The organism is Campylobacter sp. JH32, assembly GCF_017846535.1.
GTDB lineage: Bacteria > Campylobacterota > Campylobacteria > Campylobacterales > Campylobacteraceae > Campylobacter_D > Campylobacter_D coli.
In genome coordinates, this window is record NZ_JAEQBS010000005.1 from 14,851 (window position 1) to 37,608 (window position 22,758).

Below are 22,758 nucleotides of genomic sequence, written 5' to 3' on the forward strand. Positions count from 1 at the left end.
TTAACGCCTTTTCTCTAAAATTTTTGCTTCGTCGCGTTTGACTTTTTTTACAAAAGCAACGCCTCCATCTTCTTGATACTCTTGTTTAAAAGATACCTCTTTTCTAGATCCACCTTTTGGTACTTCATGATACAATCTTGCAAAATTGAGTGTATCTTTATCATCTGCAAAACCTGGATCTCTTTGCTCAACTCCTACGACTTCGCGATATTCTTTACCAAAAATTTTATCGATCTCATACCACTGCGCAAATTCATCTCCTTGCAAAGGATAGGTTTTTAAAAGAGGATGTCCATACCAATCATCAGGCATTAAAATACGCTTTAAATTAGGATGATTTATGATAAAAATTCCAAACATATCATAAATTTCTCTTTCGCTCCAATTTGCGCCCTTAAAAACATGTGCTACGCTTTGCAAGCGTTCTTTTACACCCACAAAAGTTCTAACACGCACTCTTAATCTTTTTTCTAAATTTAAAAGCTGGTAAAATACTTCAAAACCATTTTTATCAGCTACAAAATCAATAGCACTTGCTTCTGTAAAATTTAAATATCCTAAGGTATGAAGCATTTGCAGGGTTTTAACATTGTCTTCTTTTTTGATTTCTATCACCCAAAAATCAAGTTCTATAAAAGAATTTATAATATCAACTTCTGTTTTTAAAACCTCATAATCTTGTTTAAATGCACTCTCATTGACATCCAATTTTTGAGTATGGGGTGCATGATAAAACCTATCTTTATAATAATTTTGAAGCTGGGCATTTTTTTTATCGCTATATTTTCTCATCACACCAACCTTTTTGGAGCTATTTTGCGACTAGCTTTTTCTTTTCGAATTTTTTTCTGTAAAATCATCAAGGCAAACTGAAAGCTTTCAGGGCGTGGGGCACAGCCTGGTACATAAATATCAACTGGAATGATCCTATCTACACCTTGAACGGTAGAATAAGTATTAAACATACCCCCTGTATTTGCACAACTTCCCATAGAAATCACCCATTTAGGATCGGGCATTTGATCATATAGCCTTCTTGTAAATTCAGCGTGCTTCTTACATAAAGTCCCTGCGATAATCATCACTTCACTATGGCGTGGAGAAGCTCTAAAAATCGTTCCAAATCTATCAAAATCATATCTTGATCCCCCTGCTGCCATCATCTCGATCGCGCAACAGGCGAGTCCGTAGGATAAAGCCCACAAAGAATTACTTCTCCCCCATTGAACAAGCTTATCTACGCTTGTTAAAACCACTGGCAAACCACTGGCATAATTTACTTGATGCTCTGCCATGCAAACGCTCCTTTTTTATAAGCATATAAAAATCCAACTCCTAAAAGTAAAATAAAAACAAATACTTCTAAAAGCCCAAACCATCCTAAATCTTTAAAAATCAAAGCCCAAGGAAATAAAAACACCACTTCTATATCTAAAAGAATAAAAATCAAAGCTACGATGAAGAATTGGGAATTAATCTTATTAGCTTGTTTTACCGGAATTGGACCACATTCATAAATTCCAAGTCCTAGTTTTTTACGATTTTTTGCAGCAAAATTATTGCCAATTTTAGAAGCTAAAAAAACCAATCCAAAAAAAATAACACTAGCTAGCACTAACATTAAAAATATACCGAAATAAGGATGCGAAGCATCAATGTGGGACATTTTTTCTCCTTTTTTTAAACACTTTGAATCACTTCACAACAAAAAATAAAATTTACACACTTTGTTCTATTTTACTCTAAACTTTCTATATTGAAACTTAATAAGAATAAATATTGTTTAAAGTTTCATTTTTTTACACTTAAAGTTAACAAAAAACCCATCTTGATGAGTGATAAAAATATAAGAAATCAAATTTTCTTGCTGATAATGGTATAAAAATTTTAAGATTTCTTTTGAATTTTTCATATCAAGACTAGAAGTAATTTCATCTAAAATAAGCACTTTTGGCTCTAAGATCAAAGCGCGGATAAGTCCCACGCGAGTGGCTTCTCCTCCACTTAACTCATAGGGTTTTTGCTCTAAAATTTGTTTTTTTAAGTTAAAGCGATCAAAAAATTCTAAAATCTTTTCTTGCTCTTTTTTTATATTGAAATTTTCTAGACCATCTTGGATAAGATTTTTGATTTTTTTATAGGGGTTTAAGGCTGCTTTTTGATCCTGAAAACAATACTGAATTTCTTTTCTTAAAAGTCTTTGTTTTGTTTTATCAAGACTATGAGGATTTAAATTTTTATATATAATTTCTCCAAAACTTGGATTTTCTAAAAAACAAAGTATTCTAGCTAAAGTGCTTTTTCCTGCGCCACTTTGCCCTAAAATCATCAAATTTTCATTCTCTTTTAAAGAAAAATTGATATTTTCAAAAATCAAATGTTTTTCTTTTTTCAAATACCAATGCTTTTTAAACTCATAAAATTTACCTAAATTTTTAACTTCAAGCATGATAAATCCTTAAAAATTCATCCACTCTAAAAAGTTGCGCTTGATTTTTTTCTAAAAAAAGCACCTCATCTGCTAAAGAATTGACTAAATTTAAATCATGTGTGATACAAACTAAGCCTAAAGTATTTTTTAATTTTTTTAATATTTGAATGATTTTTTGCACATTTTCTTTATCTAAAGAAGCTGTAATCTCATCGCAAATTAAAATTTGAGGCTTGCTTAATAAAGCTAGAGCTAAACTCACTCTTCTTGCCATACCCAAACTTAATTCATTTGCATAAGAATGCCACAATAAATCTACATCATCAAAGCCTAATTTTTCAAGCAAATCAAAAGCATATCTTTTACGGTCCTTTTGATTTAATTTTGTATGAGTTTTTAAAATAAGATGAAATAAATTTCCTATATTCAAATACGGATAAAGACTAAGCTCTGCATCTTGTAAAACAAGTCCGACTTTAGAACGAAATGCACGAAGTTCGTTTTGATTTAAATTGAAAACAGAAACTTCATTAAAGCTCCATTCATCTGCGTTGATTTCAAATTTAGGATCAAGCAGTCTGATTAAGGATTTTCCCAAAAGACTTTTTCCAACCCCACTCTCACCCACAATCATCAAACTCTTAGCTATTTTAATATCAAAACTTATATTTTCAAAGATCTTTTTTTGATTTAATTTTAAGCTTAAATTTCTTACCTTCAAGATCTTACTCCACCGATTTTTTGCAAATAATTTCCAAGCCATAAAAGGGGTAAGAATAAAAACATAAGAGCTAAAAGTGGAAACAGTATCATCCACCAAGCGCCTATAAAAATAGCTTTTGAAGATTCGTTTAACAAGGTTCCTAAAGTCGGTATATTAAAACCAAGACCTAAGCCAAAAAAACTCAAAGTCGCTTCAGTAGCTATGGCATGAATGATATTAAATATAAAAAGAACAAATATTAAAGATTTTAAAGCTGGCAATAAATCCTTAAAAAAAGCTCTAAATTTAGTCCTTCCTAACACTATACTTGCTTTATAAAAGTCTAAATTTTCTAGTCTTTTTAACTCGCTTTCTACAATCCTTGCTATAAAAGGCCAATGCACTAAAGCGATTAAAAAAATCATTAAAAATATATTTACACCCACAAAACTTTGAAAAAACATCATCAACAAAAAAGCAGGCAAAGCTAAAAAAAGATCTAAAATTCGCATCCAAAAAGTATAAAAAAAACATCTTGCTAAAAATAAATAAAAAAGAGCAAAAAATATAGACAAAAAAGAACTACAAATTCCTATAAATAAAGAAATTCTCAAAGCAAAAAGCAAACGCGAAAATACATCTCTACCTAAAAAATCAGTCCCTAGATAATAAGTCAAATTAGGAGCTTGGTGCAAATGATTTAAATGACTTTCTAAAACATCAAAAGGAGCCAGTAAAGGCGCAAACAAAGCACTTAAAATCAAAAACATTAAAGGCGTAAGAAAAAGTATTATCTTAAACAAATTTCAACCTTTTTAATCTTGGATTTAAAATCCAAGCAAAAACATCGCTTAAAAATGTAAAAAAAGCAGCAAGTAAAACACTAAAAAATATCAAAGCCAAAGCCATAGGAAAATCCTTAAAAAGAATGCTTTCAAAAAGCAAACTCCCAAGCCCCTCATAAGCAAAAACACTCTCAACCACATAAGTTCCCATCATAAAACTTAAAGCACTGCCTCCAAAATAAGCTATAATAGGGCTTAAAGAATATCTTAAAACCAAAAAATAAATATCTTTTTCCCTTAAGGCTCTAGCGTATAAATTTTGAACAAAAATTTGTGAAAAAGTTTCATTGATAAAATTTCTAGCTATGCGTAAAAACAAAGCTAAATGAGATAAAACAAGCACTAAAACAGGCAAAATCAAATGCTCTAAACGATTTAAAAAATCATCTTCAAAGCCTATATCACTAGTCCCTGTTATAGGCAAAACCTGCCAAAAAATTCCAAAAATCAAAACAAAAAATAAAGCCAAAACAAAAGGCGGTAAAGCAAAAAAGTTAAAGGCTAGAAAAGTGATCAATTTATCTATAAAACTTTCTTTATAATAATATCCCAAAAGTGCCAAAAAAACACTGAGTAAAAACAAAAGCACTAAGGCGCTTAGACTTAAAATCAAGGTATTTGCCATCCTTTCTTTAATGAGCTTTAAAACACTTTCCCCACTTAAAAAAGAAACACTTAAATCCCCTTTTAAAGCCTTAAAAAGCCAAATTTGATACTGCTCTAGCAAGGGCTTATCCAGCCCTAAATTGGCTTCTATTCTTTGAACCAATTCCTTGCTTTGAGAATTGACTTTATTTGCATACGCTACACTACCTTTACTAAAATAAAGCAAAACAAAGCATAAAAAAGTGCTAAAAAATGCGATAAAAATACTAAAAACTAAGCGTTTTAGCACTTATTTTTTACTCCACTCATAAATATTCCAAGTAAAACCTACTCCATGATGGCCTAAATTTCTTGCTTTAACACCCTCAAGTTTAGCATTATAAACTAAGGCAAAATCAAGATAAGTTAGAAAAATAAAAGGAGGATTTTCATACAAAGCATCAATAAATTCTTTATAATACTTTTTGCGTTCTTCCAAATTTAAAGTATTTCTAGCTTTTTGTAAGGCTATATCTACCTTTTTATCATGATAATGCCCAAAATTCCAACCCTCATTATTTAAAGCACTATCTTGCGAACTTTCAAACACTCTAAAGGTATGAAAATCAGGATCTAAAGGACTTCCCCAACCCACTAAAAAACTATCTACTTTAGAATAATCAAAACTGCCCGCAGGCTTTGCTACAACCTTAGCTATAACCCCTATTTTTTTAAACTCGCTTTGCAAAATTCCTGCCAAACTCACCCTTAGAGGATCATTACTCATAGTCCAAATTTCAAATTCTAAAATCTTGCCATCTTTTTCAAAAATACCCTCATCGTTTTTCTTAAAACCTAAAGCCAAAATCAAATCTTGGGCTTTTTTAGGATTGTATTCATAAGTTTTAAAAGCTTTAGAATCCGCCCAAGAACGCTCTAAAGGATGATTGGCTACAAAACCATAATCATGCAAAAGATTTTTGACTATACTTTGCTTATCAACAGCATAATTTAAAGCCTTTCTTATTTGAATATCTTTTAAAAATTCATTCTCTAAATTAAACATTAAAGCTCTATAATCAGCAGATCTTTCACGCAAAATTTTAAAATTTTCATCCTTTTTAAAAATATTCAATAAAGAAACATCAATCAAAGCCGCATCAATTTTGCCATTTTTAAGCTCTACGCTTGCAACCGAAGGATCAAAAATATGTTTGATGATAAGTCTTGGGGTTTTTACTTTTGTAAGATAAAAATTCTCATTAGCTTTAAACTCTACATATTCGCCCTTTTTCCATTTTACAAATTTATAAGGACCTGTGCCTATGGGATTTTGATTAAAAGAAGCAGTATTTAAGTCTTTATCACTAAGTAAATGTTTAGGAAGCATTCCTATACTTAAAGCATCTAAAAATGCAGGAAAAGGTTTAGAAAGCGTGATTTTAAGATGATAAGGATTTAAAATTTCTATACTTTTAATATCTTCAAAATTCACATAAACTGAAGAATTATTTTTAGGATTTTTAAAAGCTTCAAGACTGAATTTAACATCATCGGCACTAAATTTCACTCCATCGTGCCACAAAACATCTTCACGCAAAAAGATATCATAGCTAAGTCCATCCTTGCTAACATTCCACGACGCAGCTAAATCAGGCTTTAAGCTCATATGCTCATCAAAACGCGTAAGTCCTGAAAATACAAGATTAATCACCGCATCATGATCTTCGCTATATGCAGGATTTATCCTTGAAATTTCATTTTCCACAGCTACGATTAAAGTATCTTTTGGAATTTTAGCCTCAAGATTGAAAAACAATAAAAATAGTAAAATAAACCATCTAAGCACTTGTAACTCCTCAAATTTAAAATTAAAAAAATTATAAAATAAAAAATAAGAAGCCACAAGCCCTATAGGGGGATAATTTGCTTTAAATTATGGATTTTATTTATCAATTAAATTGCTTCTCACTGCATTCATCCAATAAATACGCTATATGCTGCCAAGATATACCCGTAGCATCGCTTAATCCTATCTCGCAAGTGCTTGATGTACTAAACCCGCGCTTAATATTTGTTTTGGCATAAAATTTTTTAAAGCCCTTTGTAGCATTAATATTTAATTGAGGCTTGAAAAAGCCTTTGTATCCAGCAAACCCGCAACAATAGGTATCATTATCTATTAATACTTTTCCATTCGTGCATAGCTTTGCAAGCTTGATTATATTTTCATTTAAACCAAGCTTTCTAGCAGCACACATGATATATAATCCTACATTCTCATTGATTTTATCAATGCGTAACTTAGGAGCAATAAATTTTAATAAATACTCGCTTAAATCATAAATTTCATACTTTGAATGATCACTAATTAACTTAGCACTACAAGCACTATGATCTAACACTATGGGTGAGTCTATATTGCTTAAAAAGTCATTGATTTTTTGTATATTTTTATCTTGAATATCTTGAAAATTCTCATAAGCCTTACCACAACATAAATCATTGGGTGCATAAATAATGCCTATATTTGCTTTTTTACACAAGCTTTCAAATACTTCTTGCAAACTTCTTTTATCATGCATTTTTTCATTTGGTTTAAAGCTTTTATTAAGACAGCTTGTAAAATAAACCACATTGCAAGCTCTTTTACGACTTTTTAACTCATAATCATTCACCTTAGGCAAATACGCCCTAGTTCTTGGTATAATGCTAAGAAAATTGCTTGCTTTTTCGAGCTTATTATCAAGACTTAAATTATCAAATTTATTTGCGATACTTAATGAAAATTTAGCAATTTTTAGAGTTTTTTCATGATTTTTATATGCTAGATTTCCTAAAATTTTAGATATAAATCCTATATTATTTTTTCTATATTTTAATGAAAAATCAGCAAAATTAATCCCCAAAGGACATGAAAAAGAGCACACCCCACAAGCAGCACAAGAGCTGTCTACTAAATGATTGTAATATTTTTTAATATCCTTTAATTTTGCTTTTGACTCATCATCATTTAAGCTTTCAAGGCGTTTGATCTCTCGTAAGATCGCAATTCTTTGTCTTGGAGTAATTGTATATTCATTTGATGGACAAAATCTTTCGCAAAATCCACATTCCATACAGGTATTTAATTTCTCATCAATCCAACTGGCTTGTTTGATATTTTTCTTATAAATATCTTTATCATCGCTAATGATTACATCGGGATTAAATAAATTATCCTTATCAAAGATACTTTTGATTTTTTTATTAATCAAATAAGCTTGCTTACCCCATTCTACCTCCACAAAAGGTGCCACCATACGCCCTGTGCCGTGTTCAGCTTTTATACTTCCACCATAAGAAGCTACTATATTAGACATTTCTTTAACTAAATTTGAAAAATTATCAAATTCAAGCTTATTGTTTAAATCCGGTGTGATAATAAAATGGATATTGCCTGCTAATGCATGGCCAAAAATGATTCCATTATCACTAAAACCATATTTATAAAACAATTCTTGAATGCTTTTAATTCCATCAGCTAAATCCTCGATATTAAAACACACGTCTTCAGTAATTACCGTTGAGCCTGCCTTTCTAAGACTAGCTGCTATAGGCAAGAGTGCTTTTCTAATCTTCCACCATAAATCATATTCGGCCTTATTCTTACTAAAATATGACTTATAAGCTAGTTTGGAAATTTCTTTTATTTTATTTATATTTTCATCAAGCTTAAGCTCATTACTATGCTCACTTTGGATCAATACACAAGTATTACCCTCTTTAATATCAGCTAAAATATCTCTTAACTCATCATAATTTGATGCAGCTTTTAAACTTGCATAGTCCATTATTTCAGCAGAACTTATAAAATCAACTTTAGCAAATTCTTTTATAGTGTTTGCAGCATTATTGATATTATCAAAAAACAATAAAGCACAGGCCTTAAATTCCAAATCATCCAAAACAGCAAGCTTAACTTCGCTTACAAATCCCAAGGTTCCTTCAGAGCCAACAAGTAAGTGTGCTAAAATGTCTATTTCATCATCATAATCAACAAAGGCATTAAGGCTATAACCTGTGGTGTTTTTGATTTTAAATTTTTTGATTATTAAATCTTTTAATTCTTTATTAGCATTAATCTCTTCTTTGATCTCTCTAAGTTCATTAATTAATTTTTTATTTTCATCTTTAAATCGAGCCACACTTAAAGCATCGCTGGTATCAAGCATACTACCATTTGCCAAAATCACCCTAATACTTCTTAAGGTTTTATAGCTATTATCCTTAGTTCCACAGCACATTCCGCTTGAGTTGTTATTTATAATCCCTCCAATTAAAGCTGAATTTATAGTAGCTGGATCAGGTCCTATTTTTTTCTTCAAAAAAGCAAGACTTTCATTAGCATGAATACCTACTACACCACATCCTAAAGTAATTTCGCTAGCGTCTTTGTTAATTTTTATTTTTTTAAAGGCAAATTTAATCACTACAAGCACTCCATCGCAAGAGCTTTGTCCACTTAAACTTGTACCTGCTGCTCTAAATGTTATAGGAGTTTTATAAGTATTTGCTAATTGAATAATTTGCTTAATTTCATCTTCATTTTTAGCAATAATCACTATTTTTGGAATATAAAAATAACATGACGCATCAATGCCATAAGCATAACATCTAGCATAATCATTAAAGATTCTATCCTTAAAAATATACTTAGCCTCATTATAAAAAGCTTTAAAATTTGCCATAGTCCCTCTTTTTAATTTATTATCAATTATATAATTTAATAATTTAAAGATAATTTTAAATTTATATTTTTGAGCATAAATTTAACCAAAGTCAATTTTTTTATTTAGATTAAAAGTTAGAATACGCTCTATTTTAAAAAAATTAAGAGCTAAAAGGAAAACTATGACACAAGAACAAATTCAAATTATCAAAGATTGCGTACCAATTTTACAAAAAAACGGGGAGGATTTAACAAAAGAGTTTTACAAAGTAATGTTTAATGACTATCCTGAAGTAAAACCTATGTTTAATATGGAAAAACAAGCATCTGGAGAACAACCAAAAGCCTTAGCTATGGCAATTTTAATGGCAGCTAAAAATATAGAAAATTTAGAAAATATGAGAAGCTTTGTTGATAAAGTAGCTATAACCCATACAAAATTAAATGTTAAAGAAGAGCACTATCCTATAGTGGGGGCTTGTCTTTTAAAAGCTATCAAAGTAGTATTAAATGCAGATGAAACCACACTAAAAGCTTGGGAAGAAGCTTACAAAGCTATCGCACAATTTTACATAGACATTGAAAAAGAAATTTATGCAAAAGCTAAGTAATCATAGGCTTTGATGTTCAAAGCCTATTTTAAAAATGCTATCCCTGCTTTAGCTATTTTTACATCCTCATCTAAGTGTGCTCCACCCACACCTATACCACCAACAACAACTCCATCTATAAAAATCGGCACCCCACCAGGCATAATGGAAAACTTATCATCTAAATAACGAATATCTTCAGGTATTTTACCATCTTTTACACCTTTAAAAATAACCGCTGTTTCTCTTTTTTGTGAAGTGGCCGTATAAGCTTTTTTATAACTAGCATTAAGTGTATGCACGCCCGCCTTATCATCTCTTAAAACTGCTAAAATTTGGCCAGATTTATCTACTATAGTAATACTTACATAAAAGCCATTTTTTCTTGCTTCTTTCTTTGCAAGCTCCAAAATCCCTTCAACCATTTGTGTAGTTAACACAGGCTCTTTTACAAGCTCAAAAGATTTTGCCATTAAACTTACTCCTAAAAATACACATAAAATGAGTAATTTTTTCATTTTTTTCCTTTAAAATTTTTCTACCGCATTTTTTGCTAGTTCTTTTATATCGCCTTTTAATTCACAAATTTGACCATTTTGTGCAAGTAAAATTCTATCAGCCATATCAAAATACACATCATCATGTGTGATAGCAAAGATTGTTTTACCTTGCTCTTTTAGCAAAGGTAAAAGTTTTTTATAAAAAAATCTTCTAAAAACTGGATCTTGATCTGCCGCCCATTCATCAAGCACTAAAATATCTCTTTCTTCAAGCAAGGCTATGAGCATTGCCAAACGCTTTTTTTGTCCTGTAGAAAGCTTGGTTAATACAAGTTCGTGATCTTCTACTCTAGTTTTACCCTTAAGCTCTAAAAATTCAAGCCAAGAAGCGATTTTTTCTTCATCTGCAAATTTCTCTTTAGCTAAAGTCTTAGTAAAGAGATGAAAATCACTAAACACAGCCGATACTAAAGATCTATAAACATCTAAATTATCATCATCAATTTTCATATCATCTACAAAAATTTCACCCTCGCTTGGCTTAAAAAGACCTGTTAAAAGCATACAAAAAGTAGATTTCCCGCTTCCGTTTTTTCCTATTAAAAATATCAATTCTCCCTTTTTAAGATCCAAATTTACAGGATTTAGATGAAAATTATCATCATAAGAAAAACTCGTATTTTTAAAAGAAATTTGACGCCAATCCTTGATAAAATTGGTTTTTTCAAAATGCTCTTTATAGTCATCAAGTTCTAGTTTTGCTATCTTATCTAGAGCGATTTTTGCCAAAAGCAAAGTAGGAAAAGATCCTATCATCGAAACCAAAGGGGTTCTTAAAAATAAAATTGACAATGCTATCGTTGTCGCTTCAGCTACACTCGCCCATTTAAATTCTAAGGCCAAATAAAATTCCACCCCTACTAAAGCTAGAAGTGCTACATTGGTAAAATTGGATGAAAGATTATTAAAAAGATTGCCTAGGGTACTATTTTTCTTTTTAGATCTTGCATTGCTTTCAAATTCATCCTCATAATAAAGCTTAGCACGGTAGCGATTGATTAAAAGCTCTTTATGGCCATCTAATATATTTTGATAATTATTTTGCAAGGCATCATCATTTTCTCTTGCTTTACGAAAATACGCATAAACTTTCATCATCAAAAAATTATTAATAGTAAAAACCACAATAATCCAAATCGCACAAAGGGTAAAAATTTGAGGTGAAAGATAACACAAATAAACACTAGTGCATAAAATCAATATACTTGATTGTAAAAAATCAGGTAATCTTAAAAGTCCAAAAGATATATTTCTCACATCACTTCCTAAAGAAGCTAGAATTCTTGCCTTGCCCACTTTTGCAACTTTTAACAAAGGAGTATCTAAGATCTGTTTTACCACGCGTCTTTGCATCTTAAAAATGAAATTTTGACCAAAAACACTTAATCCTAACTCTACTATGGTAGAGCTAAGAAAAAATACTATAAGCAAAGCGATAAAGTATAAAATAGGAATATTTTGTGTATTTTTAAGTAAATAATCATTGATAAAGACTAGGGTTAAAACCCCTACAGCGCTTGTAATAAAAGAAAAAATCAAAAAAGAGATGAATTTAAATTTATTTTGTTTAAGCAATTCTAAAATAAAAGGCATTGATAAAAACTCCGAAAGTATAATTAAAAAAATTAATTATAGCATTTTAAGAGCGATTATCAAAATTTATTTTATCCTTTACAAGAAAAACAGCACAAATAGCCAATAAAGCTAGAAAAATCATATATATACTCATTCCATATAAAAATGGATTTTCGCCTCTAGTAGCAAGAGCATTGAGCCAAAAAATAAGCTGAGGAGTAACCCCTCCTGCGATAGCATAAGCGATATTATACGAAAAGGAAATTCCTGAAAATCTTATTTTAGCTCTAAAAACTTCACTCATTAAAATAGGAGCAAAGACATTAATCCCACCTAAAAAACAAACACTTGTATATAAAATACAGGTTAAGACAAGATTTTTAAGATCATATAAAGCATAAAAATACAAGCAAGAAAAAAATGCAAAAACTAAAGAAAAGAAAATGCAAATTTTAAATAAACCAAATTTATCTACAAGATAACCCATAAAAAGCCCGCCTAAAGCTATTCCCAAAATTCCTAATATCTGTAAATAACTTCCTTCAATCGCACTCAAACCCAAAATACTTGGCATAAATTTAGGCATCAGTAAGATAAGCACTACAACACAACCTGTTAAAACCCAAGTTATAAAGATAGATGCAAGCATATTTTTGAAAATATTTTTTTCTTTAAACAAATCCTTAAGTGGAAAAGCACTCAAACTCCGTTCTTTTTGCATTTGTTTAAAAATAGGAGTTTCTTGTAAAAATCTACGCAAATAAATAGAAATAATCCCAAAAATTCCACCCACAAAAAAAGCGATACGCCATGCATAAGCTGCGATTTCTTCGGTGCTAAAAAAAGCATTGATCAGTAAAAATACCATACTTCCTAGTAAAATTCCCAAAGCCATAGCCGAATTTAAACAACTCAAAGAAAAAGCCTTTTGATCTTCTTTGCAATGTTCTCTTACAAAAACCCAAGCACCAGGTAATTCTCCGCCTATAGCAATACCTTGAAAAATTCTTATAAGTATAAGTAAAAACGGTGCTAAGAAACCAAGAGTTTCATAACCAGGTATAAAAGCCAATGTAAAAGTAGGAAGCACCATAAGTAAAATACTTAACATAAACATATTTTTACGCCCAAATTTATCACCAAAATGTGCCATAACTATACCACCTAAAGGGCGCGCTAAATAACCTGCAGCAAAAGCTCCATAAGTATTTAACAAAGTCCAAAATTCACTCATATCTTTAGGAAAAAATACTTTTGCGATATATTCAGCAAAAAAGACAAAAATAATAGGCTCTGTTAGACAATAATGTTGATATGTGCATATAATTTACAAATAGTGTTATAATATAGATAATAGCACTATTGGAGGTAATATTTATGGCAACTATTTCAAATATAAAGTCAGATATAACATCACTTAGCGAATATCAATTAAGAGAATTATTTAACTATATAGGCGAAATGCTAACCCTTGGTTCATCTAATGGAAGTCTTAATAAAGAGTTTAGAGAATCAAGATTTAGTAAAGGTCAATGTTGTCCTCATTGTGAATCTACTTCTGTAGTAAAGAACGGTAAACTAAAAGGTAAGCAACGTTATTTATGTCACTCATGCAAAAAGTCCTTTAACGATTTAACTAAATCTGCATTATCTTGCACTAAGTTACCTTTACAAACATGGATTGAGTATGTTAAAGGCATGATTATAGGATTTTCTATAAGAAAGAATGCTGAGAATGTAGGTGTCTGTGTTAAAACATCATTTTATATGAGGCATAAAGTTCTTGATTGTATAAGAGCATTTATGGGTGTTGGGGATGTAGATGGCATAGTAGAAATGGACGAAACGTTCGTTGCCGAATCTTTTAAGGGAAATCATAAAAAGAGTGGGTTTAAAATGCCGAGACCTGCTCGAAAAAGAGGTAAACAAATTAAGAAACGTGGTATAAGCAATGAACAGATTTGTATAGCAACAGCAATAGATAGGAATGGAAATATAATATTAGAACCCTTATGCAAAGGAAGGGTTACTTATAATGCACTTGAAAGGCTTTATGAAGGGCGTATAGATTCTACCTCAATAATCTGTACAGATAGTCATAAATCATATATACAATTTGCTAAAGACCTTCAATTAGACCATAAGAGGATAGCAAGAGGGCATTATAAAAATGATATATACCACATAAATCATGTTAATTCATTACATAGCAATCTCAAGATTTGGATGTATAGATTTAAAGGGGTGTCTACTAAGTTCTTAAACAACTATATGAGCTGGTATAAATGGCTACAAAGTTTTAGTAGTGATAAAGAGGTTATAAAGACAAAGAATATGCTTATCCATAGTATAATACCTTTTGTTGACACAAAGATTAAAGGATATAAGGAAAGAGAAACTAATATTATATAATGTTAATGTAAAAAATTGATAATTTATATTAATTTATGTAAAATATTATATAGAGTTATTATTGTTTATAACTTGTATAAAAAGGGGGCATGTATACATGAAAAAAATTATTATATTGTTTTGTTGTCTTTTATCAGTATTTTCATTAGTGGCTTGTAACAAAGGAAGTGTATCTAATGATATTTTAATTGAAGTTAGCAAATCTACTAAATTTTCTAAAGACGAAATAGAAAATGCTATCCAAAATGTAAAGAGTAATTTTAGTTTTCCAGGGGCTACCTTAACAAAGATATGGTATGATGAGGAAAAGTCTAATTATTTAATTGATAGTTACTTAGAAAATGGACGTGGATTAACAAATGGAGTTAAAGAAGAGAATGTTATTATTCTATTATCAAATTTTGATGTCGATGGTTCTGGTGATAATCCAGTCTTAAACCCAAATACAACATATTCAGATTATCAATGGATATTAATAAGAGATAGTAAAAATAATGTTTGGAAAATTGATGATTTTGGATATTAAAAATTAAATTTATTATAATATAATAAGTAAATAAAGGTTGTCTTATTGGACAACCTTTATTATGTATCAAATCAACAATTTAATCTAACAGAGCCAATAATTAAAATTACTTCTTGAACAATCTAATCCTTTTTCTCTAACCAAATATCTATAGAGATGAGATTTATAATAAAATATTTGGTCCGTTTCTGCTGAAAGCAAACTCGAAATGATATCATAAAAATCATCTATCTTTGATTTTTTAGATTTTCTAACTTTCTTTATATCTCCATCATAATACTTTTTAACTGTTCTTCTATCCACTCCTAATTCTCTAGCTATGGCACTAAAATTAGGTCTATCCAAATTATTAACCTCGACTAAAAGTTTTAGCTTATTTAAATCTTTTACTGATCTTAAAAATATTTCAGTATTAATGTTTATCATATAAATCATATTAATCACCATTAATACTGTGCTAAATTTTACCTTCTATTATACATAGACATATTAGCAACTCTGTACATTATTATCTTAGCATTTATATTTCTCACCTATTTCTGTCAGAGAATATTCGACATGCGGAGGGATATCCTCATACTGTGTCCGCTCTACAAGTCCATTCTCTACAAGAGATTTAAGCTGCACGGACAAGGTGGCGTGAGTCATTTTGGGCATCCGCCTTTGCAATTCATTAAACCTTATCGGTCCATCGGACAGATAAAGCAGGATAGGCGGAGCCCATTTTCCGGATATCAGACTCTGCGCAGTCGCATAAGGACATTTGCCGAAACGTTCATCCAGCGTGGTTATCTGTGATGTGTCAAACTTAAACTCATCAGTCATTACACATCAAACTCTTCCTCTACTTCAAATAATCCGCGAATTTCAGCATGACCGTTCTCGAGATAGAAAAGCACGATCTCCCAGCCGTTTTTGTCGTAAGTTTCCATGAGCTGAGGCATAGCCTCATGAACCTTTGCAAGAAGCGCATCATCCTTAACGATCTTTGCAAGACCGTCATAGCGCATAAACTTGCCGTCGTTTACAGCCATGACTTCAACATGGGGATCTGCGCTAAGTTGCTTGAAGCAATTCTTGAAGGTGCCTGTTCCGAAGTAAATACGATCTCCATCTACAAGATGGAAGCCGAAAGGACGACCTTTGGGCTGGCCGTTATCAACGGTAAGGAAGGTGAAAACTTTTGCCTGTGTTAGGAACTCGCTGATTTTTTCAACATTTGTCATGGTTATGATCTCCTTAATTATTTATTGGTCATTTATTTGAACTAGTTCAATTATACAACCGTTAATTATTAATGTCAAGACTATTTTGAACAATTGTGCCAATATTTTTATGTACAATTGTTCAATTATTTTTATCAGATATTTTGGATAATGCAGTAGCCGTCCTGTAAGAGTTTCCGAGAATATTTACAATAGTAGAATGATGAACAAGTCTGTCTAAAATAGCACTAGCTAGCATATTGTCTAAAAATATTTGATTCCAGTCGGATAGATTAATATTACTAGTAACTATTGTGCTTTTCTTTTCATAACGTCTATCTATAAGTTGAAAAAACATTTTTGCTTCTTGTTCTCCAATTGGCAAATATCCAATTTCATCAATTATAAGAAGCTTGTATTTACTAAAATGTTTTATTCTATCATCAAGTTTGTTTTCAATATAAGCTTTTTTTAATTGCTCTATCAAATCTTGGCATTTTATAAAATAGGTACTTACTCTTTTCTTTGCTGCAGCAATTCCAATTGACGTGGCAAGGTGGGTCTTACCCACGCCACTATTGCCTATCAATATAATATTGCTATTATTATCTAAAAAACGTAAGCTTTCGAAATCTAAAAATTGTTGTTTGTTTATTTTAGGTTGAAACTCAAAATCAAAGTCCTTCAATTCTTTCAGGTGCGGGAATGCTGCTACTTTAACCATAGCGTGCGCAGCATTAAAATTTTTAACTTCAACCTCTTTACTAGTTAACTCACACAAAGCGTCTACAATGCTTAGTTTATGCTCATTTATTTTATTAATATAGTCATCTATTTGTAGGCTGATTTGTGTTAATTTAAGTTCATGTAAGTTCTTCTGTAACTGTTGATAATTGTTCATTAAACTTTTTCATCTCCTCTAAATGTTTAGCTGCATAGTTTTTAACATCTTCTTTATCCGAGTTTCTAAAAGTTAAGCTCATCATTGCTAAGTGATGTTATATCTGACTTTATATTTGAAATAGTTGCCATAAATATTACCTCCAATAGTGCTATTATCTATATTATAACACTATTTGTAAATTATATGCACATATCAACATTATTGTCTAACAGAGCCAAATAATAAAATCATAAAATTCTAAAGTTCCTCCTAGTGAAGAAAGTCCTAAGATCTTAATTTCCTTTGTTCCAAATTTTGATTTTCTCATTGATTAATTACCTTAAATTTTAAAAACATTGTTTTTATTATACTATAATCATTTCCAAAATATTATCTAAAAATTTAAGGATAAATATGTTTAATTTTATAACCACTCTTTTAAAAACCAATCTTTATTTTTTAGAAGAAAAAACCACAAGCAAAAGTTCAAATCAAACCCATATAATCTCGCTTAAACAATCTGATGATGAATTTTTAAATTTATTATTTTCTTTTTTAGTGCCACAAAACGATGAAGATAAGAATTTTATAGAAAAAACTCGCACAAAAATCAAAAGAAATGAGCATAATATTGCTCTGATAAAAAATCCAAATTTTAATGCTTTAATAGACACAGGGTTTTTAGATACTATTGATACATTAAAGAAAAATTACATATCCACAAAACCGATTTTAAAGATATCACTCATATTATCTTAACACATGCACATCCTGATCATATAGGAGCTTTAATGAGCGAAGAAAATCTTTTTCCAAAAGCTCAAATTTTAATCGATAAAAAAGAATATGATTTTTGGATCAAAAGTGATAGACAAGAAATTAAAAACACCTTGCTTAAACTTAAAAATATAGAATTTATTAACCACTCTAAAGATTTGATCTTTCAAAATTCAGGCATTAAAGCCATACCTGCTTACGGGCATACCCCAGGTCAAAATGCTATCATAATTGATGATAAAATAGTCTTTTGGGGAGATTTACTTCATCTTTATGATATACAAATCCCAAAACCTAAAATCGCTATAAAATTTGATATAGATCAAAATGAGGCTATACAAACAAGGGAAAAACTACTTAAAGAATTTAAAGAAAGAAAACTCAAAGTTATAGGGACTCATGTGCCTTTTATCAAACCTAAATTTTTAGATTAATTACTTAAAAATTACTAAAAATTAAGTAAAAATTTTAATAATTTTTGCTAAAATTATAGCCTTTTTATTTCATGAAAGGAGAAAATTTTGGCAAAAGATGATGTAATTGAAATTGATGGCACAGTGCTTGAAGCATTGCCTAATGCAAATTTCAAGGTTGAACTTGACAACAAACATGTAATTTTATGTCATATTGCAGGAAAAATGCGTATGCATTATATAAGAATAATGCCAGGTGATAAAGTAAAAGTAGAACTTACACCTTATAGCCTTGATAAAGGGCGTATAACTTTTAGATATAAATAATCTAAGTTATTTAAAAGCTAATTTTAGATAAAATTAGAGTTTTTGCGACAAATTACATCGAACTATATGAAGAAGTATTTTTAAAATCCACCACTTATTTTGAAAATAGTTGGTTATTCATAAAACCTGATGTAGTCGTAAATCAAGTGGAATTCATTCAAGGAGACGCTCATGAAAGTGAGACCATCGGTTAAAAAGATGTGCGACAAGTGCAAAGTAGTTCGCCGTAAAGGCGTGGTTCGCATTATTTGCGAAAATCCAAAACATAAACAAAGACAAGGATAAACATGGCTCGTATTGCAGGTGTGGATTTACCAAAGAAAAAAAGAATTGAGTATGGACTAACCTATATTTATGGTATAGGACTTTTCACTTCAAGAAAAATTCTAGATAAAGTAGGAATTTCTTATGATAAAAGAGTTCATGAGTTAAGTGAAGATGAAGCAGCAGCTATCCGTAAAGAAATTCAAGAAAACTATATGGTTGAAGGGGACTTGAGAAAACAAGTTGCTATGGATATTAAAGCACTTATGGATTTAGGAAGCTTTAGAGGCTTAAGACACAGAAAAGGCTTACCAGTTCGCGGACAAAAAACAAAAACAAACGCAAGAACTAGAAAAGGTAAGAGAAAAACTGTTGGTGCAAAATCATAAGGATAAATCATGGCAAAAAGAAAAATCGTAAAGAAAAAAGTAGTTAAAAAAAATATAGCAAAAGGTATTGTTTATATCAGTGCGACTTTTAACAATACTATGGTTACAGTGACTGATGAAATGGGAAATGCTATCGCTTGGAGTAGTGCAGGTGGTTTAGGATTTAAAGGTTCTAAAAAATCAACTCCTTATGCAGCACAACAAGCAGTAGAAGACGCTTTAAATAAAGCAAAAGAACACGGAATTAAAGAAGTAGGCATTAAAGTACAAGGACCAGGAAGCGGTAGAGAAACTGCTGTTAAGAGTGTAGGTGCTATGGAAGGAATCAAAGTAACTTTCTTAAAAGATATCACTCCATTAGCTCACAATGGTTGCAGACCGCCTAAGCGTCGTCGTGTCTAAGATATAAGAAAAATTTAGGAGAATATTATGGCAAGATATAGAGGACCAGTAGAAAAATTAGAAAGACGCTTTGGTGTTAGCTTAGCATTAAAAGGAGAAAGAAGACTAGCCGGAAAAAGCGCATTAGATAAACGCCCTTATGCACCAGGACAACACGGAGCAAGAAAAGGTAAAATCAGCGAATACGGACTCCAATTAAGAGAAAAACAAAAAGCTAAATTTATGTATGGAGTAAGTGAAAAACAATTCAGAAGACTTTTTGCAGAAGCTGCTAGAAGAGATGGCAATACAGGGGTTTTACTTATCCAACTTTTAGAGCAAAGACTTGACAATGTAGTTTATAGAATGGGCTTTGCTACAACTCGTCGTTTTGCAAGACAACTTGTAACTCATGGACACATTTTAGTAAATGGAAAAAGAGTAGATATCCCTAGCTTTAGAGTAGAAGCAGGAGCAAAAATCGAAGTAATAGAAAAAAGCAAAAATAATCCTCAAATCACAAGGGCGATCGAGCTTACTGCTCAAACAGGTATCGTTGCTTGGGTAGATGTGGAAAAAGATAAAAGATTTGGAATTTTCACTAGAAAACCTGAAAGAGAAGAAGTTATCATTCCAGTAGAGGAAAGATTCATCGTTGAGCTTTACTCTAAGTAATAGGGGCTAAATCATGAGAAACATTACAACATCTGCTTATACGCCGACAGAATTCACTATAGAAAATATTAGTGATACTGTGGCTAAAATCAGTGCTTGGCCTTTTGAGATCGGCTATGGTATTACCCTAGCCCATCCTTTACGCCGTTTACTTTATACTAGCACTATAGGTTATGCTCCAACCGCTATCCATATCGATGGTGTAGCGCATGAATTTGATAGTATGCGTGGTATGCTTGAAGATGTAGCACTTTTTATCATCAATCTTAAAAAATTACGATTCAAACTTAAAAGCGATTCCAACAAAGAAATCGTTGAGTTTAGTTTCAAAGGCCCTAAAGAAATTTATGGTAAAGATCTAAACAACGATCAAGTTGAAGTCGTAAATACAGATGCATATTTAGCAACGATCAATGAAGATGCTGAACTTAACTTTACTCTTATCATAGAAAAAGGCATTGGTTATGTACCAAGCGAAGAGATTAAAGAGCTTTTAAATGATCCAAAATTCATAGCTCTTGATGCTTTTTTCACTCCTGTAAGAGAGGCGACTTATGATATTGAGAAAGTTTTATTTGAAGACAATCCTGACTATGAAAAAGTAGTTTTAACAGTAACTACTGATGGACAAATCACTCCAAACGAAGCTTTTCAAAATGCTTTAGAAGCTATGTATAAGCAATTATCAGTATTTGATAAGATTACAAATGTTAGAAGCATCATAAAAAGTCAAGCTACAAGCAATGAATTAGAAAATACTAAATTATTGCAAAATATTACTGATCTAAATTTAAGTGCAAGAAGTTACAATTGCCTTGAAAAAGCAGGAATTGTTTACATCGGAGAGCTTGCTTTAATGAGCGTTAATGAACTTGCTGGACTTAAAAATTTAGGCAAAAAATCTTTAGATGAAATTAAAAGCATTATGGAAAGCATAGGCTTCCCTGTGGGTACTTCTAAGCTTAGTGATAATAAAGATTTGCTTAAGAAAAAAATCGATGAATTAAAAGCACAAAACGAAGGATAAAGAATGAGACATAAACACGGATATAGAAAACTTGGCAGAACTTCATCTCATCGTGCTGCCTTGTTAAAAAATTTAACTATAGCTTTAGTTAATAGCGGTAAAATCGAAACAACTCTACCAAAAGCTAAAGAATTAAGAGGCTATGTAGAAAGATTGATTACTAGAGCAAGACTTGGAGATTTTAACGCTCACAGAGCAGTTTTTGCTGCTTTACAAAATAAAAATGCTACAAATAAACTTGTTACAGAAATAGCTCCAAATTTCAAAGAAAGAAATGGTGGCTATACAAGAATTATCAAAACAAGAATTCGCCGCGGTGACGCAGCTGAAATGGCTTTTATTGAATTTGTAGCCTAAAAATTCCAGCTTAAGCTGGAATTTTAAAATTCATTTTTCTTATATTTTTCTAATTTACTCCAACTTTTTATAAATCTAAAAATTCAAAATCATCTTTTAAATCCAATTCTAAAAATAAAAATTCTTAAATGATTATTTAAAAAATAATTTTTAGCTAAATTTTTAACTACTTATGCTAATATAATTTTTTATTTTTATAAATGCAAGGATATAAAATATGCAAGAAAATTCTCGTTTGCGTATAGCTATACAAAAATCAGGCAGACTCTCTAAAGAATCCGTAGAACTTTTAAACAAATGCGGAATTAAAATGCATATACATGAGCAAAGTCTCATAGCTTTTTCAACCAACCTACCTATAGATATTTTAAGAGTTAGAGATGATGACATACCTGGTCTTATCTTTGATGGAGTCGTAGATCTTGGCATTATAGGCGAAAATGTTTTGGAAGAAAATGAACTCGAAAGAAAAAGCTTAGGCGAGGAAGCAAATTACAAGCTTTTAACAAAGCTTGATTTTGGTTATTGTAGACTTTCACTTGCCTTGCCTCAAGAGAAAAAATTTGATAATTTGAAAGATTTTGAAAATTTAAGAATCGCCACTTCTTATCCACAGCTTTTAAAACGCTTTATGAAAGAAAACAACATTCATTATAAAAATTGTATGCTTACAGGTTCAGTTGAAGTAGCTCCAAGAGCAAATTTAGCCGATGCGATTTGTGATCTTGTTTCAAGCGGTGCAACACTACAAGCAAACAATCTTAAAGAAGTTAAAGTTATTTACCAATCTCGTGCTTGTTTGATACAAAAGCAAAATACTCTAAGCGATGAAAAACAAGCTTTGGTTGATAAAATCATGCTTCGCGTTGCAGGAGTAATGCAAGCAAGGGAAAGCAAATACATCATGCTTCATGCTCCAAAAGAAAAACTTGATAAAATTCAATCCCTACTTCCAGGCGTAGAAAAGCCTACTATCTTGCCTTTAGCACACGATGAAAAAAATGTAGCCTTGCATATGGTAAGTAAAGAAAATCTTTTTTGGGAAACTATGGAGGCCTTAAAAGAAGAAGGTGCGAGTTCGATTTTGGTTTTACCTATTGAAAAAATGTTAAAGTGAGTAAA

General features: G+C 30.9%; 26 protein-coding genes and 1 pseudogene. 12 read left to right on the forward strand and 15 right to left on the reverse strand.

What is annotated here, in order from left to right; all coding sequences use genetic code 11:
- From KAR67_RS04610 to KAR67_RS04650, 9 genes are all read right to left on the reverse strand, one after another.
- A complete protein-coding gene (locus tag KAR67_RS04610; RefSeq protein WP_072212047.1) occupies window positions 1-795 on the reverse strand; it encodes an NADH-quinone oxidoreductase subunit C in 795 nt (264 codons plus the stop codon).
- Window positions 792-1,295 carry an NADH-quinone oxidoreductase subunit B gene (locus KAR67_RS04615; RefSeq protein ID WP_002777888.1) on the reverse strand — a complete coding sequence of 168 codons (504 nt, stop codon included), beginning with the start codon at window positions 1,293-1,295 and terminating at the stop codon, window positions 792-794. The genes KAR67_RS04610 and KAR67_RS04615 overlap by 4 nt, the downstream gene beginning before the upstream one ends.
- Window positions 1,277-1,666 (reverse strand): NAD(P)H-quinone oxidoreductase subunit 3, encoded by a 390-nt coding sequence (locus KAR67_RS04620; RefSeq protein WP_002777882.1) that lies wholly within the window; start codon window positions 1,664-1,666, stop codon window positions 1,277-1,279. Before KAR67_RS04620 ends, KAR67_RS04615 begins: the two co-directional genes overlap by 19 nt.
- A 117-nt stretch (window positions 1,667-1,783) precedes the next feature.
- On the reverse strand, window positions 1,784-2,449 hold the full coding sequence (locus KAR67_RS04625) for an ATP-binding cassette domain-containing protein (protein ID WP_002781479.1): 666 nt from the start codon (window positions 2,447-2,449) through the stop codon (window positions 1,784-1,786).
- Entirely contained in the window at window positions 2,442-3,152 is a 711-nt protein-coding gene (locus KAR67_RS04630) for an ATP-binding cassette domain-containing protein (protein ID WP_002781477.1), read from the reverse strand. The genes KAR67_RS04625 and KAR67_RS04630 overlap by 8 nt, the downstream gene beginning before the upstream one ends.
- Complete coding sequence (locus KAR67_RS04635; protein ID WP_072213563.1) at window positions 3,149-3,904, reverse strand: ABC transporter permease; 756 nt, start codon at window positions 3,902-3,904, stop codon at window positions 3,149-3,151. The genes KAR67_RS04630 and KAR67_RS04635 overlap by 4 nt, the downstream gene beginning before the upstream one ends.
- A 25-nt stretch (window positions 3,905-3,929) precedes the next feature.
- The gene (locus tag KAR67_RS04640; protein WP_002783424.1) at window positions 3,930-4,874 is read right to left on the reverse strand and encodes an ABC transporter permease; all 945 of its coding nucleotides are present in this window, start codon (window positions 4,872-4,874) and stop codon (window positions 3,930-3,932) included.
- Complete coding sequence (locus KAR67_RS04645) at window positions 4,875-6,413, reverse strand: ABC transporter substrate-binding protein (RefSeq protein WP_002806917.1); 1,539 nt, start codon at window positions 6,411-6,413, stop codon at window positions 4,875-4,877.
- A gap of 103 nt (window positions 6,414-6,516) precedes the next feature.
- Window positions 6,517-9,294 (reverse strand): FAD-binding and (Fe-S)-binding domain-containing protein, encoded by a 2,778-nt coding sequence (locus KAR67_RS04650; protein WP_002844560.1) that lies wholly within the window; start codon window positions 9,292-9,294, stop codon window positions 6,517-6,519.
- Window positions 9,295-9,457: 163 nt separating this feature from the next.
- Here KAR67_RS04650 and cgb point away from each other — a divergent pair, with 163 nt between their 5' ends.
- Window positions 9,458-9,886 (forward strand): single-domain globin Cgb, encoded by a 429-nt coding sequence (gene cgb, locus KAR67_RS04655; RefSeq protein WP_002794417.1) that lies wholly within the window; start codon window positions 9,458-9,460, stop codon window positions 9,884-9,886.
- Between the two features lie 23 nt (window positions 9,887-9,909).
- On the opposite strand, the gene KAR67_RS04660 is transcribed toward cgb, so the two are convergent.
- The 3 genes from KAR67_RS04660 to KAR67_RS04670 are packed head-to-tail and all read right to left on the reverse strand — an operon-like array spanning window position 9,910 to window position 13,327.
- Window positions 9,910-10,383, reverse strand: a complete 474-nt coding sequence (locus KAR67_RS04660; RefSeq protein WP_002783438.1) for a DUF336 domain-containing protein — start codon at window positions 10,381-10,383, stop codon at window positions 9,910-9,912.
- Window positions 10,384-10,392: 9 nt separating this feature from the next.
- Window positions 10,393-12,018, reverse strand: a complete 1,626-nt coding sequence (locus KAR67_RS04665) for a multidrug ABC transporter permease/ATP-binding protein (RefSeq protein ID WP_162284580.1) — start codon at window positions 12,016-12,018, stop codon at window positions 10,393-10,395.
- A 46-nt stretch (window positions 12,019-12,064) separates the two neighbouring features.
- Window positions 12,065-13,327, reverse strand: coding sequence for an MFS transporter (locus KAR67_RS04670; protein WP_225899386.1), 1,263 nt, complete (start codon window positions 13,325-13,327; stop codon window positions 12,065-12,067).
- A gap of 50 nt (window positions 13,328-13,377) precedes the next feature.
- Between KAR67_RS04670 and KAR67_RS04675 the strand changes: the two genes are divergently transcribed.
- Both KAR67_RS04675 and KAR67_RS04680 read left to right on the forward strand, forming a co-directional pair.
- Window positions 13,378-14,412 carry an IS1595-like element ISCaje6 family transposase gene (locus KAR67_RS04675; RefSeq protein ID WP_032592430.1) on the forward strand — a complete coding sequence of 345 codons (1,035 nt, stop codon included), beginning with the start codon at window positions 13,378-13,380 and terminating at the stop codon, window positions 14,410-14,412.
- A gap of 97 nt (window positions 14,413-14,509) precedes the next feature.
- A complete protein-coding gene (locus tag KAR67_RS04680) occupies window positions 14,510-14,938 on the forward strand; it encodes a DUF4829 domain-containing protein (RefSeq protein WP_079354410.1) in 429 nt (142 codons plus the stop codon).
- An 84-nt stretch (window positions 14,939-15,022) separates the two neighbouring features.
- On the opposite strand, the gene KAR67_RS04685 is transcribed toward KAR67_RS04680, so the two are convergent.
- The 3 genes from KAR67_RS04685 to istB all read right to left on the reverse strand — a co-directional run bounded on the left by KAR67_RS04685 (window position 15,023) and on the right by istB (window position 17,044).
- Window positions 15,023-15,385, reverse strand: a complete 363-nt coding sequence (locus tag KAR67_RS04685) for a hypothetical protein (protein WP_057030683.1) — start codon at window positions 15,383-15,385, stop codon at window positions 15,023-15,025.
- Between the two features lie 377 nt (window positions 15,386-15,762).
- The gene (locus tag KAR67_RS04695) at window positions 15,763-16,164 is read right to left on the reverse strand and encodes a pyridoxamine 5'-phosphate oxidase family protein (RefSeq protein WP_057030684.1); all 402 of its coding nucleotides are present in this window, start codon (window positions 16,162-16,164) and stop codon (window positions 15,763-15,765) included.
- 121 nt (window positions 16,165-16,285) lie between these two features.
- Entirely contained in the window at window positions 16,286-17,044 is a 759-nt protein-coding gene (gene istB / locus KAR67_RS04700; protein ID WP_032491274.1) for an IS21-like element helper ATPase IstB, read from the reverse strand.
- A 396-nt stretch (window positions 17,045-17,440) separates the two neighbouring features.
- Between istB and KAR67_RS09635 the strand changes: the two are divergent.
- The 9 genes and pseudogenes from KAR67_RS09635 (at window position 17,441) to hisG (ending at window position 22,753) form a co-directional block, all read left to right on the forward strand.
- Window positions 17,441-18,237, forward strand: a pseudogene (locus KAR67_RS09635) (MBL fold metallo-hydrolase).
- 87 nt (window positions 18,238-18,324) lie between these two features.
- Entirely contained in the window at window positions 18,325-18,543 is a 219-nt protein-coding gene (gene infA / locus KAR67_RS04715) for a translation initiation factor IF-1 (RefSeq protein ID WP_002781436.1), read from the forward strand.
- A 171-nt stretch (window positions 18,544-18,714) separates the two neighbouring features.
- Window positions 18,715-18,828 carry a 50S ribosomal protein L36 gene (rpmJ, locus tag KAR67_RS04720; protein WP_002781429.1) on the forward strand — a complete coding sequence of 38 codons (114 nt, stop codon included), beginning with the start codon at window positions 18,715-18,717 and terminating at the stop codon, window positions 18,826-18,828.
- A gap of 2 nt (window positions 18,829-18,830) precedes the next feature.
- Window positions 18,831-19,196 (forward strand): 30S ribosomal protein S13, encoded by a 366-nt coding sequence (gene rpsM, locus KAR67_RS04725; protein ID WP_002800121.1) that lies wholly within the window; start codon window positions 18,831-18,833, stop codon window positions 19,194-19,196.
- Window positions 19,197-19,205: 9 nt separating this feature from the next.
- Window positions 19,206-19,598 (forward strand): 30S ribosomal protein S11, encoded by a 393-nt coding sequence (rpsK, locus tag KAR67_RS04730; RefSeq protein WP_002779544.1) that lies wholly within the window; start codon window positions 19,206-19,208, stop codon window positions 19,596-19,598.
- A gap of 27 nt (window positions 19,599-19,625) precedes the next feature.
- Window positions 19,626-20,252 (forward strand): 30S ribosomal protein S4, encoded by a 627-nt coding sequence (gene rpsD / locus KAR67_RS04735; protein WP_002779543.1) that lies wholly within the window; start codon window positions 19,626-19,628, stop codon window positions 20,250-20,252.
- A 13-nt stretch (window positions 20,253-20,265) separates the two neighbouring features.
- Window positions 20,266-21,279: a DNA-directed RNA polymerase subunit alpha gene (locus tag KAR67_RS04740; protein WP_002781428.1), complete on the forward strand. Its 1,014-nt coding sequence runs from the start codon at window positions 20,266-20,268 to the stop codon at window positions 21,277-21,279.
- 3 nt (window positions 21,280-21,282) lie between these two features.
- Entirely contained in the window at window positions 21,283-21,636 is a 354-nt protein-coding gene (gene rplQ / locus KAR67_RS04745; protein ID WP_002789748.1) for a 50S ribosomal protein L17, read from the forward strand.
- Window positions 21,637-21,853: 217 nt separating this feature from the next.
- Complete coding sequence (hisG, locus tag KAR67_RS04750; protein WP_002779540.1) at window positions 21,854-22,753, forward strand: ATP phosphoribosyltransferase; 900 nt, start codon at window positions 21,854-21,856, stop codon at window positions 22,751-22,753.
- Window positions 22,754-22,758 lie beyond the last annotated feature (5 nt).